This is a genomic window from Streptomyces sp. NPDC048461, assembly GCF_055587105.1.
The window spans coordinates 114,632-131,166 of the sequence record NZ_JBVJGW010000013.1 but is presented as its reverse complement, the minus strand read 5'-3'; the positions used below and the strand labels follow the sequence as shown (position 1 = coordinate 131,166).

General features: G+C 72.8%; 13 protein-coding genes. 7 read left to right on the top strand and 6 right to left on the bottom strand.

The window, feature by feature from the left end:
* Positions 1-424: 424 nt before the first annotated feature.
* From ACZ6S8_RS23075 to ACZ6S8_RS23055, 5 genes are all read left to right on the top strand, one after another.
* Positions 425-1,684: an MFS transporter gene (locus tag ACZ6S8_RS23075; protein WP_469458558.1), complete on the top strand. Its 1,260-nt coding sequence runs from the start codon at positions 425-427 to the stop codon at positions 1,682-1,684.
* Positions 1,681-3,642, top strand: a complete 1,962-nt coding sequence (locus tag ACZ6S8_RS23070) for an alpha/beta hydrolase family protein (protein ID WP_469458557.1) — start codon at positions 1,681-1,683, stop codon at positions 3,640-3,642. Before ACZ6S8_RS23075 ends, ACZ6S8_RS23070 begins: the two co-directional genes overlap by 4 nt.
* A 226-nt stretch (positions 3,643-3,868) precedes the next feature.
* Complete coding sequence (locus tag ACZ6S8_RS23065; RefSeq protein ID WP_469458555.1) at positions 3,869-5,770, top strand: RiPP maturation radical SAM C-methyltransferase; 1,902 nt, start codon at positions 3,869-3,871, stop codon at positions 5,768-5,770.
* 51 nt (positions 5,771-5,821) lie between these two features.
* Positions 5,822-6,481 (top strand): DUF5825 family protein, encoded by a 660-nt coding sequence (locus ACZ6S8_RS23060; RefSeq protein WP_469458553.1) that lies wholly within the window; start codon positions 5,822-5,824, stop codon positions 6,479-6,481.
* A gap of 205 nt (positions 6,482-6,686) precedes the next feature.
* Positions 6,687-7,466 (top strand): DUF6308 family protein, encoded by a 780-nt coding sequence (locus ACZ6S8_RS23055; protein ID WP_469458551.1) that lies wholly within the window; start codon positions 6,687-6,689, stop codon positions 7,464-7,466.
* A gap of 108 nt (positions 7,467-7,574) precedes the next feature.
* Here ACZ6S8_RS23055 and ACZ6S8_RS23050 read toward each other — a convergent pair whose 3' ends face one another.
* Positions 7,575-8,045, bottom strand: a complete 471-nt coding sequence (locus tag ACZ6S8_RS23050) for a MarR family winged helix-turn-helix transcriptional regulator (protein WP_469458550.1) — start codon at positions 8,043-8,045, stop codon at positions 7,575-7,577.
* Positions 8,046-8,201: 156 nt separating this feature from the next.
* Between ACZ6S8_RS23050 and ACZ6S8_RS23045 the strand changes: the two genes are divergently transcribed.
* Positions 8,202-9,167, top strand: coding sequence for an alpha/beta hydrolase (locus ACZ6S8_RS23045; protein WP_469458548.1), 966 nt, complete (start codon positions 8,202-8,204; stop codon positions 9,165-9,167).
* A 90-nt stretch (positions 9,168-9,257) separates the two neighbouring features.
* Here the strand turns inward: ACZ6S8_RS23045 and ACZ6S8_RS23040 are convergent, their stop codons facing one another.
* The 4 genes from ACZ6S8_RS23040 to ACZ6S8_RS23025 form a co-directional block, all read right to left on the bottom strand.
* On the bottom strand, positions 9,258-9,836 hold the full coding sequence (locus tag ACZ6S8_RS23040; protein ID WP_469458546.1) for a TetR/AcrR family transcriptional regulator: 579 nt from the start codon (positions 9,834-9,836) through the stop codon (positions 9,258-9,260).
* Between the two features lie 75 nt (positions 9,837-9,911).
* A complete protein-coding gene (locus tag ACZ6S8_RS23035; RefSeq protein WP_469458544.1) occupies positions 9,912-10,802 on the bottom strand; it encodes an SDR family NAD(P)-dependent oxidoreductase in 891 nt (296 codons plus the stop codon).
* A gap of 166 nt (positions 10,803-10,968) precedes the next feature.
* Positions 10,969-11,574 (bottom strand): GNAT family N-acetyltransferase, encoded by a 606-nt coding sequence (locus tag ACZ6S8_RS23030; protein WP_469458542.1) that lies wholly within the window; start codon positions 11,572-11,574, stop codon positions 10,969-10,971.
* Positions 11,571-12,743 (bottom strand): ThiF family adenylyltransferase, encoded by a 1,173-nt coding sequence (locus ACZ6S8_RS23025; protein WP_469458540.1) that lies wholly within the window; start codon positions 12,741-12,743, stop codon positions 11,571-11,573. The genes ACZ6S8_RS23030 and ACZ6S8_RS23025 overlap by 4 nt, the downstream gene beginning before the upstream one ends.
* A 325-nt stretch (positions 12,744-13,068) precedes the next feature.
* On the opposite strand from ACZ6S8_RS23025, the gene ACZ6S8_RS23020 reads away from it, so the two are divergent.
* Positions 13,069-13,284 carry a DUF6243 family protein gene (locus ACZ6S8_RS23020; protein ID WP_469458538.1) on the top strand — a complete coding sequence of 72 codons (216 nt, stop codon included), beginning with the start codon at positions 13,069-13,071 and terminating at the stop codon, positions 13,282-13,284.
* 149 nt (positions 13,285-13,433) lie between these two features.
* On the opposite strand, the gene ACZ6S8_RS23015 is transcribed toward ACZ6S8_RS23020, so the two are convergent.
* Positions 13,434-16,493, bottom strand: a complete 3,060-nt coding sequence (locus ACZ6S8_RS23015) for a class I adenylate-forming enzyme family protein (protein WP_469458536.1) — start codon at positions 16,491-16,493, stop codon at positions 13,434-13,436.
* Positions 16,494-16,535: the final 42 nt, after the last annotated feature.

Sequence of the window (16,535 nt, the reverse complement as noted above, 5' to 3'; positions counted from 1 at the left end):
AACGCAAAGGAGCGGGCCCTCGGACCCGGACCGTCGAGAAGGCCGTCGGCGCCGACCCGTACAAGGAGATCGCCGGCGTCGCCTCCGGGGGCTCCAACGAGATCCATATGCCCGGTCGCCCCGCGCGGGGGCGGCGGTATGCAGGTCTGCCCAGGCCGAAGCGGTGGTGGGGGCGGCGTCGGGCGATCTCGGGCGTGAACCGGCGGGCACGGACCAGACCCCGGTACGCGCCGCGGGTGAATCGTCGGGCCCGCGAGTGCGCCCGGACGACGGCTTTCTTGATCGCAATTCAATTCGAACGCGGGTGTTGTAGTGGGTGGTTCCGTTCGATACGCTCTCGACCCTCGGAGGCCGTAAGTCCGATCATTCAAGGGGGCGTTGTGGATGCATTGGCGTCGTCAATCCACTCCCGGCGGGACTCTTGATGGACGAGGCCGATGCCGATGTGGAATTAAGACCTTCCGGCCCTGAATTAGACAAAGGCCCGGCGCCCCTGTTCCGGCGAAGGGATTTCACGCTCTTCTGGGCGGCGGGCGCCATCGACGGTCTCGGCACCTGCGCCTCCTCCCTCTTCCTCCCCCTGATTCTGCTCGGCGCGGGACATCCGGCCGGCCTCGCCGGCCTCGTCGCGTCGGTGGCACTGATCAGCGGCCTGGTGGTCTCCCCGGTCGCGGGCGTGTACGCCGACCGGTGGCCGCGCAAGCGCATGATGTACGCGGCGGCCCTGGTCGCGGCAGGCGCCATGGGATCGGTATTCGTGAGCGTGGCCCTCGGCCACGTCGTCCTCGTCCACGTCCTCGTCGCAGCCGTCGTCGAGCAGGCGGCCAGCGCCATCTACGGGGCAGCGGCCTCGGGGACGATCCGCCGGCTGGTGCCGCCCGGGGGGTACGCCCGGGCGATCGGGTACCTCCACGCACGGGACCAGGCCGTGCAGATCGTCGGGCCGACACTCGGGGGCGTGCTCTACCAACTGGCGCGCTGGGTCCCGCTGCTGGCCGACGCGGTGTCGTTCCTGCTGGTGGCAGTGCTGACCAAGGCGATCCGCGCGGACCTGACACCCGTACGGGAGGACGCGGCCGCGTCCTTCACCCGCGACCTCGCCGAAGGCCTGCGCTTCGTGTGGGCCGAGCCCTTCCTGCGTTTCGTGGTGGTGTGGACCGCCGGGATCAACGCGCTGCTCGGTGCGCTGTACTTCCACGCGGTGTTCGCCTCCCACGCGCAGGGTGCCAGCCCCTCCTCGATCGGGCTCATCCTCACCCTTGCGGGCGTCGGTGGCCTGCTGGGCGCACTCGCCGCGCCGTGGTGCGTACAGCGGATCCCGGCGGTGCGGATCGTGACGGGCGCGTCGTGGGCCATGGTTCCGACGGCTGCCGGGCTCGCGTTCGCGTCCCGGACCTGGGCCTACGGGCTCCTGCTGGGCGGAGTGTCGCTGATCGTGCCGTCCGTGGCGGTCGTGCTCCAGACCCGGGCGGTGCTGGTCACCCCCGACCGGCTGCTCGCCCGGATGGGAACGGTCCTGGGCACCGCCGGCCAGGGCGTCGCGGTGCTCGCGCCGGTGACGGCCGGGGTCCTGGTGGCGGCGTACGGGGGACGTGCGGTGGCGCTGGGATGCGCGGGCGCGTTCGCCGGGCTCGCCCTGTACGCCACCGTCAGGGCCGGAGCCGTGGCGGGGGAGGCGCCGTGACACCGGCCCCGCGCACCTACGGCGTCTACCGGCCGGTGCTGCCGGTGACCAGCCCCCGGCATCCGGACCGGATGGTGTACACGGGGGACGCCGACGGCCGGTGCGAGATCTTCACGTGGGACCGCTCCACCGCGACCGGCCGGCAGTTGACGGACCGCCCGCACGGCACGCTGCTCTGCGCCATCGACGAGGACGAGGCCGTCTGGTGGTTCGACGAGGACCGCGACGGCAGCGGAGGCTGGCGCACCCAGGACTTCGACCACGGCCCGGACCGTCCCGCGCTGGCCGGAGTGCCCTACGGGCGGCCCGCCGGACTGGCCCTGGCGCCAGGGGGCCTGGTGGCGGTCGGGATCCGAAGCCCCGAGGGACTCGGCATCCATGTGGGGCGGCGCGGTGGCACCGCCACGTCCGTCCTGCACACGACGGAGTCCGGCTCCCTGTGCGACCTGGCGCCGGACGGCAGCCTTCTGGCGGTGTCCGGACCCGCGTACTCCGCGCGCGCCGTGACGCTGCTGGACCCGCGGGGACGGACCGTCGAGGTGCTCTCCGGTACCGAGGAACGCACCTGGGCGCTCGGCTTCGCGCCCCCGCTCGCGGCGTTGTCCGGGGCCGGGTCGTTACCGGGCCTGGCGGCGTCGTTACCGGGCTTGCCGTCGTTACCGAGCCTGGGGTCGTTACCGGGCCCGGCGCCAGTGCGGGGCCCGGCGTCGGCACCCGGTGCCGCGTCGGCACCCGGCCCGGTGCCGTCCCCCGCGGCCGGCCCGATGCCCGGCCGGCCCCTGCTGCTCGTCATGCGGGAGCGGGCCGGCCGCTACCACCTCGGGACCTGGGCCCCCGGGCGTGGAGTGGAGCTGCTGCCCTGGTGCTCCTTCGACACGGAGACGACCGCCCGGTGGTACCCCGGCCCGGGCAGCGCGCGGGTCCTGCTCCGCCAGGACCGGCACGGCCGCAGCCGGCTGTTCACCGCCGATCTGGCCCGCCGCGAGCTGACCCCGGTCCCCACTCCGGAGGGCAGCATCCTCGACGCGTCTCCCACCGCCGACGGTGACGTCCACCTCATCTGGACCGACGCGGTCAACGTGCCGCGCGCGCTGTCCCTGTCCGGTGCGCCCCTGCCCGGCCAGAGCCAGTGGCGCCTTCCCCGGTTCGGCCACCGCCAGGACCTGTGGACCCCCGGGCCCGACGGTCCGGTCCACACCTTCGTCACCACACCGGCCGACCGTCCCGCGCCGCACCCGCTGGTCCTCCTCGTCCATGGCGGCCCGGCCGACCACGACCGCGACGCCTACGACCCCCTGGTACAGGCCCTCGTCGGCTCGGGATACGCCGTGGCCCGCGTCAACTACCGCGGGTCGACCGGCTACGGGCCGCACTGGCGCTCCGCCTACTCCGAGGGCGTCGGCCACACCCAGGTCGCCGACCTGGTGCGGGCCCGCGCAGACCTCCTGGACCGGGGCATCGGCCGCGAAGGTGCCGTGGGCCTGCACGGCACCTCGTGGGGCGGCTACCTGACGCTGCTGGCCATGGGGACCCGTCCGGAGCTGTGGGACGCCGGGGTCGCGGTCAAGCCGCTCGCCGACTGCGTCACGGCCTTCCGGCACTCCACCCCGGCCCTCCAGGCGCTGGACACCGCACTGTTCGGCGGCACACCGGACCAGGTGCCGGAGGCCTACGCCCACGCCTCCCCGTCCTCGTACGCGGCCGCGATCCGCTCCCCGCTGCTGGTGGTCGCCGCGCGACGGGACGCCAAATGCCCGCCGGAACAGGTGGAGGCGTACCTGGCCGTGCTGCGCGCGGGCGGTGTGGCCCACGAGCTGATGTGGCTGGACTCGGGCCACGACGGCTACGACGGCGCCGACCACCTGGCCGTGATCCGGCGATCCCTCAGATTTCTCGGCCGCGGGCTGCCTCCGGCGCCCGTGCGGGCCGAGCCGTCACCGCAGCCGGAGAGGAGGTGAACATCATGCAGAAGGACATCATCCACGGCGACCCGCTCGAGGGCGACGAGGAAAGCCGCAAGCCGGGCGTCGGCGTCGTCGTCTACCTCCGCTCCGCGGAGGAGATGGAGGACGAGGACAAGTAGCACCGTGGGGCCGGCCCCGCACCCGTGCGCGACCGGCCCCATCCCTCCACCCCCACCCGATGACCGACCCCGTGCCCCGATCACGTGAGAAGAGGCCAGCCATGCGCGTACTCCTGGTGAACATGCCCTGGGCCCCGATCGATCTTCCTTCGCTGGCTCTCGGAATTCTCAAGCGCAGTGTCGACGAGCGGGTTGCGAACGGAACTGCGGACGTCCTCCACGCCAACCTCGAATACGTGGACTGGATTACCAAGAACACGGAATTCACCCTTGAGGACTATTCCTACTACTCGCTCGGATCCTATTTCATGGGATGCGGCGACTGGGTGTTCTCCTCCGCCCTCTACGACGACCCCCAGTGGCGGGTCGCCGAGTTCACCGAAGCGATGAGCAGCCGGGTCCGCGGGGCCCGCATGGAGATGACCAAGGCGCTCCACGTGACCGCGCCCGACTTCGTCCGGCACATCGCCGAGCGCATCGTCGAGATCGCCCCGGACGTGGTCGGCTTCACCTCGACGTTCCAGCAGAACACGGCCGCCCTGGCCGCCGCCAAGTACGTCAAGCGCCTCGCCCCGCACATCACGACGGCCATGGGCGGCGCCAACTGTGACGGCAAACAGGGCGAGGCCGTCCACCGCAACTTCCGCTTCGTCGACTACGTCCTGCGCGGCGAGGGAGAGGTGTCCTTCCCCGCCCTGTTGGGCGCACTCGACGCCGGCACGCCGCTCGCCGAGGTACCCGGTCTGTGCTGGAACGACGCGGACGGCGCGCAGGTCGTCAACGCGATGAGCACCAAGCCGCTGCCGCCCGCGTTCATCCTGCCGCCGGACTACGCCGGGTACTTCGAACGGCTGGCCTCCTCCCACGCGCGGAACTGGGTCGAGCCGAAGCTGGTGGTCGAAGGCGCACGGGGCTGCTGGTGGGGCGAGAAGCACCACTGCACCTTCTGCGGACTCAACGGCTCGTCCATGCAGTTCCGGAGCAAGAGCCCGGACGTGTTCTACGACGAGATCATCGAACTGGCCCGCAAACACCGGGTCCTGGACATGTACGTTGTCGACAACATCCTGGACATGGGGTACGTCAACACGGTGCTGCCGCGCATCATCGAGAGCGGCTTCGACCTCCGCATGCACATCGAGATCAAGTCCAACATGCGGCAGAAGCAGCTCCAGGTCCTCGCCGACGCGGGCCTGATCTTCGTCCAGCCGGGCATCGAGAGCCTCAACAGCCGGGTGCTGACCCTGATGGACAAGGGCGTGACCGGCGGCCAGAACGTCCGGATGCTCCGGGACGCCGCCACCGTCGGCCTCTCGGTGGCGTGGAACTACCTGCACGGCTTCCCCGGCGAGGACGCCGAGGACTACGACGACGTCGTGGCCCAGCTCGCCGCGCTGGAGCACCTCAACCCGCCCGTGGGTCCGTCCTCCCGCATCGCGATCGAACGGTTCAGCCCGTACTTCAACAACCCGGAGCTCGGATTCTCCGAACTCCGCGCCGCCGAACCCTACCGGCTCACCTACGACCTCCCGGACGCCGAGATGTTCGACCTGGCGTACGTCTTCGACGTGCCGCCGCGGGGGATAGGCGAGGACGTCGTCAGGCGCCTGGACGAGGGCATCGCCAGCTGGAAGCGGAACTACTCGGGCAGCCGCCTGACCCACTGCGACCTGGAGGACCGGATCATCCTGGTCAGCAAGCGCCGCTCCTTCGACTGGACGTACAGGGAGCTGACCGACCCGTTCGAGCTCGCCCTGTTCCGGTTGCTCGACCAGCCGCACACGGTGAAGGCCGCCGCGCGCAAGCTGCACGCCGACCACCACAGGGGCGAGGACGCCCTGCGGGAGGTGCTGACGCGGTGGCGGGCGCTCGGGGTGGTCTTCGAGGACAGCGGCCAGTTCGTACAGATCGCGCCGCCCGCACTGAACGAGGAGTTCCTGCGGATCGACTTCATGCGGCACACCTCCGCGCGCGCCGCCGAACTCGCCGCGTCGACCGCCTGAGCACTGCCACGCAGGTCGACCGCCTGAGCACTGCCACACAGAGAGACGACGATGACTCCCGTACTCACCGGCCCCCCACCCTTCACCGTGACCGCCTCGCGCGACTACGACCCCGAGGTGGGCGCGCTGCCCGCGATGTCCCTGGGCAGCTACGAAATCGACCTGCCCGGCGGCGAAGCCGCCCGGCGGCTCTTCGCCGCCGGCGCCCGGCACGTCACGCTGCCCCGCCCGGTCGACCTGACGGACCCCGCGGACGCGGCCTGGTCGGTCCGGGCGCTGAGCTTCGTGGGCGCTCTGTCCAGCGTGGCCATCTCGGTCGACTGGCAGCTCCACGCCGGCCCGGACCCCGACGCGTGGCGTCACTACGGCCATCTCCACCCGCCGACCGCCGTCCTCGGCACCGCCGACCCGGCGGTGACGGCCGGGGAGTGGCGCAAGGCCTACTACATCTGCAAATGTGTCTTCCGTCACGGCCCGGGGTTCATCCAGGTGCGCGACCGGCGCTACGGCGAGCTGCGCCGCTTCACCATCGACGAACCGGATTACCACCGGGCCATCGAAGCGCTCACCGACGGCGCCCACGTGGACGCGGTCCCGGCCCCGATCCTGGACGACCTCATGAGCGAGACCCTCGTCCTCCGCTTCGGCGACCACCTGTGGTGGACCCCGTACCGTGTCCGCCGCTGGTCGGAGGCCCCGATGGTGATCTGACGGAGCGGGCGCCGGCCGCGGGGGTCGCGGGCCCGATGGGGTCCGCGACCGAACCCCTGCTGTGACTGGTCCAGAGCCGCCTCCGCAGCCTCGACCTGGGTTCGCAGAAGTTCCTGCTCCGTCTGGTGGCCGAAGGTCGTGGGTTGGTCGGGCCGCCGGTACGCTCTGCCGTCACTTCACCCTCATCTGTGCAAGGAGAGCCGGCATGGCTTCTGTTGGCTTCACCGAACGGTTGCGAGCGCTCCTGTCCACTGCGGAAGCGGCGGCCTACCTGGAACGCTACTTCGCCCTCGACGAACTCGATGGCGTCACACCTGCTTTCACCGGTTCCCGGTTCGAGCGGCTGGACGGCGGCGGTGACCGCGCAGGCATCGCCGACGTGGTCACCGCGGCGGACCTGATAGCCGTCCAGACGTTGTCCGTTCAGGTGCCGTCCCCTGCATCGCTCGCCTTGCTGGAGGGCCGCCTTGCCGGGGAGCTTTCCTTCCTTCTTCGTCAGATACCTGCGGATACGGACATGGCGGACGCGGAACCTGCTTTGCTGCAACCCGGTTCTCCGGCCGACCAGGCCTGGCACCTCCTGAGTGGTCAGAAGGGACTGGGGTGGGTCACGACCAACAAGCTTCTGGCCCGCAAGCGTCCGCGCCTTCTCCCGGTCTACGACCGCGTGGTGCGCTGTGCGGTCGGGCGACCGGAGTCCTTCTGGTTGTCGCTGCGAGAAGCGCTGGCTGCCGATGGCCACGCTCTGCACGAGCAGTTGCTCTCGCTGCGGGATGACGTCGGTGTGCCGGGGACGGTCTCGGCGCTGCGGATCTGTGACGTGGTCCTCTGGATGAGCCATGTGGGAAGCCATGAGGAGAAGGGGTGCCCGACGTCGTCCCTGGCTGCCCCTTCGTCTCCCGCTCCGCGTGTTGACCGAGTGCCCGGACAATCCGCCGGCGCCGGCGCCGGCGTCTCGGCATCGGCACCGGCGGCTGCGTCGTAGCGGCGGCGCGGACGGTTCCATCGGCGAACGGACGGTCCTCGGCGCGGGAGCCGACCGGTCCGCTGTCGCGCGGACCGGTCTGCGCGCCGGCCGGTGCGCCCCCTGTCGTCAGGTGTGGGTGACGTTCGTGGTGAGCAGGCGGAGCAGGTGCTTGGCGGTGGCGTCCTGTTCGGGGGTGAGGCCCATGGCCTCACCGATCGCCAGGGGGACGGTGCGGGCCGCCCCCTGGAGGTCGGCGCCGGCCGGGGTGAGGCGTACCGAGACGGAGCGTTCGTCGTCGGAGCGTCGCTCACGGCTGATCAGGCCGGCGGCCTCCAGGCGCTTGAGCAGGGGGGAGAGGGTGCTGGACTCCAGCTGGAGCGCGGTCCCCAGCTCGCGGACGGTGGCCGAGTCGTGGCCCCACAGCACCAGCATGACCAGGTACTGCGGGTAGGTGAGCCCCAGTTCCTCCAGGAGCGGCCGGTAGCGCGTGGTGACCGAGCGCGAAGCGGCGTAGAGGGCGAAGCACAGCTGGTCCTGGAGCTGGAGCGGGGCTTCTTCCGCGGCCCGGTGCGCGGCCTCGTGCGCGGCTTGGTCCATGACCGGTCCTCACGTCTGGTGGTGGGATTTCACCTTACCCTTCTGGGCGGCCGCGATCGTGTTGTGTCGCATTAAGTTGTGCACGACTTAATCGAGCGATACTGTTCCTCTCGTCCCGCCGGACCGCCGGCCGACGCGAACCACGAGGAGCCCTCCATGTCCGAGACCGCCACCCGCCCGGTGCTGGAGCCCGCCGCAGCCGCCTTCGCCGAGGCCACCGCGCACCCGCCGTACCTCTTCGACCTCGGGCCGGCCGAGGGGCGCAAGGCTGTCGACGAGGTGCAGTCCGGTGAGATCGGCAAGCCGGAGGTCGCCGCGGCATGGGTGACGGTCCAGGGCGGCCCCACCGGTTCGGTCCGGGCCCGTGTCGTCCGGCCCGTCGACGCCGAGGGCGTGCTGCCGGTGATCGTCTACATCCACGGTGCCGGCTGGGTCTTCGGCAACGCCCACACGCACGACCGGCTGGTGCGCGAACTGGCCGTCGGCGCCCGGGCCGCCGTCGTGTTCCCCGAGTACGAGCTGTCTCCCGAGGCGCGCTACCCGGTCGCCATCGAGCAGAACTACGCCGTCGCCCAGTGGATCGTCCGCGAGGGTGCGCAGCACGGCCTGGACGCCACCCGCATCGCGGTGGCCGGCGACTCCGTCGGGGGCAACATGGCGGCCGCGCTGACCCTGATGGCCAAGGAGCACGGCGACGTACCGCTGGTCCAGCAAGTGCTGTTCTACCCGGTTACCGACGCGGCGTTCGACACCCCCTCCTACCGGCGGTTCGCGGAGGGGTACTTCCTCCGCCGCGACGCCATGCAGTGGTTCTGGGACCAGTACACGACCGACGAGAGCCGGCGGGCCGAGATCACCGCCTCACCGCTGCGCGCCACCACCGAGCAGTTGCGGGACCTGCCCCCGGCCCTGGTCGTCACGGCCGAGGCCGACGTGCTCCGGGACGAGGGCGAGGCCTACGCGAACAAGCTCCGCCAGGCCGGTGTCCCCGTCACCGCCGTCCGCTACCAGGGCGTCATCCACGACTTCGTCATGCTCAACGCCCTGCGCGGCACCCACGCCGCCGAAGCCGCCATCAACCAGGCCGTGGCCACCCTGCGCACGGCCCTCGGCACCGCGTAACCGGCCGCCCCCGTCAGCGGCTCGGGCGAACCCGGTCGCGGCCCCGGCCTGCGGCCCGCCGCGGATGTGGGGCGCGGGGGCCCCTGTGTCTCACGCGGAGTGGGGTGTGGCGCGCAGCCCGTGGAGCAGGCCCGCGAGGTACCGGTGCGCCGTGGCGATCCGGTCGTCGGGCGCACCGCCGTGGACGTCCACGGCGTGGGCGATGCCGCACATGAGGGGGACGAGGTCTCCGGCGCCGAGGTCGCCCCTGACCGCTCCCGCGCCGCGAGCCCGGTCGAGGAGGGCGGCGCCGACGGACAGCAGCTCCCCCTTGAGTTCCGTGGTGCGGGGCAGGGTGTCGGCGGGGGCCGCGGCCACCGGGGCCAGCGACGCGTCGGTGACCTGGGCTTCGACGGTGCGGAGCAGGAAGCCCTCGAACGCGCACCAGGGATCGGTGTCGGTGAGCGCCTGCCGGCCGTGGGCGGCCAGGGCTTCCAGGCAGGGAGCGGCGACGGTCTCCAGGAGTGCCTCGGGAGTGGGGAAGTGCCGGTAGACCGTGCCGACTCCGAGTCCGGCGCGGCCGGCGACGTCGTTCAGCTGGAGCGGTGTGCCCTGGTCGACCAGGGCGCGGGCGACGCCGACGATCCGGTCCCAGTTGCGTGCCGCGTCCTTGCGCAGAGGCGTCGTCATGGGGACATGCTAACCGGATGACCCATCCGGCTACGTCCGTCCCCGTACGCGGGCGGCGCGGCGGAGGCGTGCCGGTCAGGTGGTCGCGAGCGGTGCGTGCCGCCGGCTGAGCCGCCGCACGGCGGAGGCGACGCGGGCGTCGGTCGCTGCGCGCAGGGGCGCCACCGGCAGGGCCTGGGCGCCGATGAGGATGCCGGTCCGGCCGGCCAGGGCTTCGTCGGTGGCGGCGACGATCGAGGACCGGGCGGCCGCGGACGCCGGACCGGAAGTGGAGCGCGCGAACCTGCGCCGCACCAGAGGCCACAGCAGCCGCAGGGCCGGTGAGACGATCCTGGGGTCGGTCAGGGTGCCGTCGGTCATGTCGGTCGCGGCGCCCCCGGGATCGGCGGCGAAGACGGAAACGGGCGTGCCGTCCAGCCGGGCGGCCAGGTCCAGCGTGTAGGCGAGGTGGGCGAGCTTCGCGCGGCCGTACCAGTGGAAGCCGTAGTAGCCGCCACGCGGCTCGACGGCGTCGAAGCCCTGCTTCGCGAGCCCGACCGCGCCCGAGGTCACGTTCACGATCCTGCTGGCCCCCCCGGCCGTCAGTGTGGGCAGCAGCAGTTCTGTCAGCAGGTACGGAGAGAGGTGGTTGACGACGAACGACGCCTCGATGCCGTCCAGGGTCCGTCTTTGGGGGAACATCGCCCCGACGTTGTTGACCAGGACGCTCAACCGGACGTCGGGAGAGGCGTGTTCGGCAGCTATTCGCTCGGCGAGCGTGCGCACCTGGGCGAGCGATCCCAGGTCGGCGGCCAGGAATCGTGCGGGGTGTGCGGGGTTCGTCGCGGAGATGCGGGCGACCGCCCGGGCTCCCCGGTCGGGGTCCCGCCCGACCACGGTGACCGAGAATCCGGCGGCGGCCAGCCCCAGGGCGGTCTCCAGTCCGATGCCGGCCGTCCCCGCCGTGACCACGGCTGTCTTCGTCATTCGCCCCTCCAGGCAGTCATGCGGATACTTCATCCGCTTGATGAGGACGGTAGCATGAAAGCGGATGAGGAATCCGTTTAGGGGTCCGCTGAACTGGCCCTGATCGTCACGTCCTTGCGGATCCGGGCCGCGGGGACGCCTCCGCGGCCCGGATCGTCCCGGGCGTTCAGACGCGGTCGAGGCGGGGTGCGCCGTCGAGGATGGCCAGTTCTGCGGTGCCGGCCTGGCGCTTCCACTCGGGGGCGACGGCGGCGTAGGTGGTGACGTCGTGCCAGCAGCCCTGGGTGTGGAAGAGCTGTCGGAGCGTGGCTTCGGGGCGCAGGCCCGCGGCGTGCATCACCTTCGGCATGTGGTGGTGGTCGCTGCGGTGGCCGGCCCAGATGCGGTGCAGGCCCAGGTGTCCGAAGCCGTAGGCCATCAACAGGCGGCCGGCTTCGTGCCCGTGGCCGCGGACGGGGGCGCCGGGCAGCAGGACGAGGCTGGTGAGCATGGCGTTGCTGCCGTAGTCCTCGACGAGCAGTCCCATGGTGCCGACGAGGGTGTCGTCGTCGGGGGCGCACACCGCGAGGGTGTACCTGCGGCGCGGGTGGGCGTGGGGCTGGGCGAGGCTCCGGGTGAAGCTGTCGTGGGCCTGGCCGGCGTCCATCCGCTCGATGCCCAGGTAGCGGGTGAGGACGCGGTGGGTGAGGATCCGGGCGAACGGGTCGTGGTCGCTCGCGTGGAGCTCCCGCAGCCACAGGTGCTCGCCGTGGAGTTCGGGGACCCGGTTCACCGGCCGGCTCCCTGCGGGACGCACGCGTCCACCGGTGCGGGGACGAGGGCTTCGAGGTCGATGGAGTGGCGGCCCGAGGGGAGCGGCTCCCCGAGCAGGATGCGGCGGGCGGTGTCGGTGACGAGGGCGGCGCCGAGCATGACCCCGCCGGCGAGCTGCGGCCAGCTGGACAGGGTGTCGCCGACGCGGGTGAGGGCGTCGCGCATCGCGGGGCTCAGCGTGCTCTCGTCGACGACGTCGAGAAGGAAGCGCAGGGCTTCGTCCCGGTCGAAGTCCCGTACGTCGGCGGCGGTCGTGGCCCCGATCCGGCCGTGGAAGAGCGGACGGTCCGGTTCGAGGTCGAACCGCTCGATGTCCAGCACGCCCCGGTCGTTGGTGTCCATGAGGACGGGGACCCGCCGGCTGCGCGCCTGCTCGCGGGCGGCGACCTTCACCCAGGGCGTGTCGCACTCCTCGACGAGCAGGTCCAGCCCCCGGCCCTCCTCGCCGTCGCCGAAGAAGTCCCCGATGTTCTCCTCGGTGACGCCGCCGCGGAAGATCTCGATGTCCAGGTAGGGGTCCAGCTCGTACATGCGGCGCGCGCACAGCACGCTCTTCTCCAGGCCGAGTTCGTGGACCCCGGCCCGGAGCCGGTTGAGGTTCGACAGGCCGAGCCGGTCGAAGTCCGCCAGCCGGAAGGCCCCGCCGACGCCCTCCATGGCGCAGGTCAGCGCGGCGCTGCTGCCGACCGACAGGCCGATGACGCCGATCCGCCGCTTCAGCAGGCCCTGCTGTTGCCCACGGGTGATCTTGTCGCGGTTGCGATCGGTGCGGACCAGCCGGAAGTCGGACTCCCGCAGGACGTGGACCAGGCGCCCGGACCAGGGGTACCAGGCCCACCGGCCGTAGTCACTGGGGCGCGACCCCAGGGTGTCGGCGACCGCGCGGGCCCGCGAGCGGCCGCCGAAGGGGTCGTGGGGCATCGTGCAACCCAGGAGTTCCTCGACCTGGTCCTCGATCCGGTCGTGGACCTCGCGCAACCGGTTCGAGTCCCGCAGTCCGGCCAGGGCCGCCGCGTCGGCGGGCTGGGACGGGTCCAGCAGGACCGGACGAAACGATTCGCTGATCCGGCGGGGTCCGGGCAGCACGAGGTGGTCCGGCTCGGGGCCGGACGGCAGGGGGTGCGTCATGGCCAGGACGCTAGCAACCAGAAGATCTTGGACCGGGGCGCTTCACCCGCGGGGGCGCACTCGAATGGATCTTCTACCTGAATGCGCTTCTTCGCGCCCCTCGCGCCCCCGGCCGCTCCACGGTGCCCGGTCCCGCCGGAAGGCCGGGGCGGGCACAGGGTTGGTGTGCGGGGCCGCCGGGACCGGGTAACGTCTTTGTCATGTTCTTCCAGGCGCCGATTTACGAGTGAGAGCGTGATGGGCCCCTGCTGACGTCCCCCGACGTCGCCGCCCGTCCCTCACCGATGAATCCGCAGATCACTTCACATCACGACCGGGAGAACCCGTGACCGTCAGCAAGAACATCAACAACCCCGTGGGCCAGGGCGGCGGGCAGCGCAAGCGGCAGTCCCGCGCCGAACGCCAGAACAACGGTCCGCACCGCAACCTCGACCGCCAGGGTGCCGCCGACCAGAAGGCGGAGCTGCTGCGCAAGATGCGCGAGAAGGCGGAGGCGTCCGAGGACGCCGGCCAGGCGGGCGACGACACCGCGCAGGGCTGACGCACCCGCCGCCACAGGGCGGCGGCCGTACGGGGCAGGGCCCGGACCGCGACGCGCGGTCCGGGCCCCGCTGCCGTACCGGGCGGGCCCGGCCGGTCCCGATCGGCGCCCGGCCGAGGACCCGCCCGGCCGAGCACCCGCTCAGCCGGTCACCCGCAGGCGGCGGTCAGCGCGGCGGTGAACTCCTCGGCCAGTTCGGTGATCACGGGGAGGTCGAAGGCCAGCGCGTTGTACTGCAGCCAGCACCGCAGTCCGCCGTCCGGCTGTTCGACCACGGTCAGCTCGGGCACGCCCCGGTCGCCGCCCGGCAGCGGCCACGGCACGGTGCTGCCGCGCGGCAGCTCCCAGGGCTCGCAGGCCAGACCGGGGAGCTGCGCGGGCGCGGCCCAGGCCTCGTAGCGGAGCCAGGCCGCGAACGGCACGGACGGGCTGAACTCGGCGAACGGGTACAGCTGGTGGTCCAGCGCCTCGCTGTAGACGGTCCGCAGCCGGTCCACCAGCTCGGCGAAACCGGGCCCCCCGCTCGCGTCCACCCGCAGCAGCAACGACTGGACGAAGCAGCCCACCGTTCGCTCGGCGTCCGGGCGCGGGCGGCCGGGCACCGGGGTCATCACCACCAGGTCGGGCCGGCCGCTGCGGCCGGCCAGCAGTCCGGTCCAGGCCGCCGTGACGGCCAGGAACGGCGTGGCGCCCAGCTCGGCCGCCCGCGCCCGCAGCGCGTCGGCCAGCGGAGCCGGCACCTCGAACTCGTGCGCCTTGGTCAGCACCTCGTCCACCGCCCGGCGGCCGGCGAACCGCTCCACGGCCTCCGGCGCCCCGGCCAGCGCGGAACCGAAGTGGGCCCGGGACGCCGGCCAGTGCGCGTTCGCCCAGCCGACCAGCTCCGGGTAGCCCGGGCCCGAGCGGGCCGGCGGGGCCGAGCGGCCCCGCCGCAGCGCGGAGTAGAACACCCCGAGGTCGGCCAGCAGCACGCCGACCGACCAGCCGTCGGAGACCATGTGGTGCATCGCCACCAGCACCACGTGGTCGGTCTCCGACCGGCTGACCACCAGGAGGCGGGCCATCGGGTCGCGGGCCAGGTCGGTGAGGCGGTCGCGTTCGGCCAGCAGCAGGGCGTCCACCTCCGCGTCCGTGGCGCCCGGGGCCCGGGTGAGCGTGATCCGCACCCGCGGCTCCTCGTCCAGTACGGCCCGCACGACCCCCTCGCCCACCGCCTCGAACCGGGTCCGCAGCGCCGGGTGGCGCCGGACCGCCTCGGTGAGCGCCAGGCCCAGGGTCTCCGGTTCCAGCCGGTCGGCCACCTTGAACAGCGCCGTCACCGCGCCGGCGTCCCGCCCGGGGGCCTCGGCCATCCAGCGGAAGAAGTTCTCCTGCTGCGAGGTGAGTGCCACGGCGTGCGGTTGCGCACGGAGCGCGGCCAGGTACGGCGTCACGGTCCGCGTCCCGGCATCCGCCGCGTCGGCAGCGGTCCGCCCCCGGTCGGGGTGGTCCACCCAGGCCGCCTGGGAGCGCAGCGAGGGCCGCTCGAAGATCAGGGCGGTGCGCGCCCGGACCCCGAACTCGTCGCTGATGCCGGTGGCGAGCTGGACCGCCCGGAACGAGTCGCCGCCCAGCGCGAAGAACTCGGCGGCCACATCGGTGACCGGCCGGCCCAGCAGGCGCCTCCAGAGCGCGGACAGCCGCAGTTCCGTCGGGGTGGCGGGGGCGACCACGGGTCCCGCGGGCTCCGCCGGCACGTCGAACAGCGGGCGCAGCCGGTGCTTGACCACCTTGCCGCTCGGGTTCCGGGGCAGGTCGTCGGCGAGCACGATCCGGACCGGCAGTTCGGGCCGGCTCAACCGGGCGCTCAGGAACAGCCGGAGCTCGTCCGGATCCAGACCGCCGGGCCCGGCCACCACCACCGCCACGGGGACGGCGCCCATCACCGGGTGCGGCAGGCCGAGCGCGGCGGCGTCGGCGACCGCGGGGTGTGCGTGCAGCACCTCCTCGATCCGCAGGGTGGAGACCTTCAGCGCACCGCTCTTGATGACGTCGCTCTCCCGGTCGACCAGGTACAGGTAGCCGTCCGGGTCGAGGCGTCCGACATCGCCCATCCGCACCCAGCCGTCCCGGAACACCCGGTCGCTCTGCCCGGCGTCCCCCAGGTAGCCGCGCGGCGGTCCCGGCTGGCGCAGCCAGACCTCGCCGACCTGCCCGGCGGACAGCGGCAGCCCGTCCGCGTCGAGGATCCGGATGTCACGGGGGTCGGCAGGGCGGCCCAGCGAACCGGGACGGCGGGTGTCGACCACGGTGGAGATCTGCGCGGGCGAAGCCTCCGCGGAGGTGTACGTGTTGACCAGCGTCGCGCCCGGCAGCGCCGCGGCCAGCGCGGCGGCCACCGGCACGGGCAGGGCGGCCGCGGAGGAGTTCACCAGGCGCAGACTGCTCAGGTCGTACCGCCCGGCGGTGCCCGCGTTGACCAGCTCGATGGCCATCGAGGGCACCAGGAACGCCGTGCCGACCCCGAACTTCTCGACCGCGCTGCCGAACGCGTCCGCGTCGAAGCGCGGCAGGCTGAGCGTGGTGGGCGAGGCGGTCAGTGCGCCCAGCAGCATCACCTGGCCCGCATTGGTCCCGATCGGGAAGGCGTGCAGGGCGTGCCGCGAGTGCGCGTAGGCGCGGCGGCGCGGGTGGGCGGTCAGGCCGGCGGTCAGGTTTCCGTGCGCGGCGAGCACGCCCTTGGGCGCGCCGGTGGTGCCGGAGGTGCCGATCACCTGGGCCGGGTCGGCCGGGCCGACGCGGTGGGGCGGGCCGGCCGGCACCTCGGGGTGCGCCGCGAGCAGGACGTCCAGGCGCAGGTCGGTCAGTCCCGGGACGGCGGGAGGTTCGCCCTCCCGCAGGACCGCTCCGGCCTCGGCCAGCGCGGCCAGGGCGGCGGCATCGTTCTCGGACAGGTCCTCGCGGACCGGGACGGGCACCCCGCCCGCGTACTGGACGGCGAGGAAGCCGACGGCGTACCGCTCCCAGCGCGCGCCTGTGAACCGCAGCACCACCCGGTCGCCCGGTCCGACCCCGGCGGCGGCCAGCCCGACGGCGGCGCGCAGCGCCTCCTCGCGCCAACGGCGGTACGTGAGTTCCCCGCCGCCGACGACCTGCAGCGCCAGGTGGTCGGGGTGTTCGGTGGCCCGCGCGTCGAGGAGCTCCGGGACGGTCGTCGCGGCGGGCGGCACGGTGGTGGCGATGGCGTTCTCCGTGAGATGAGGTGGGCGGTC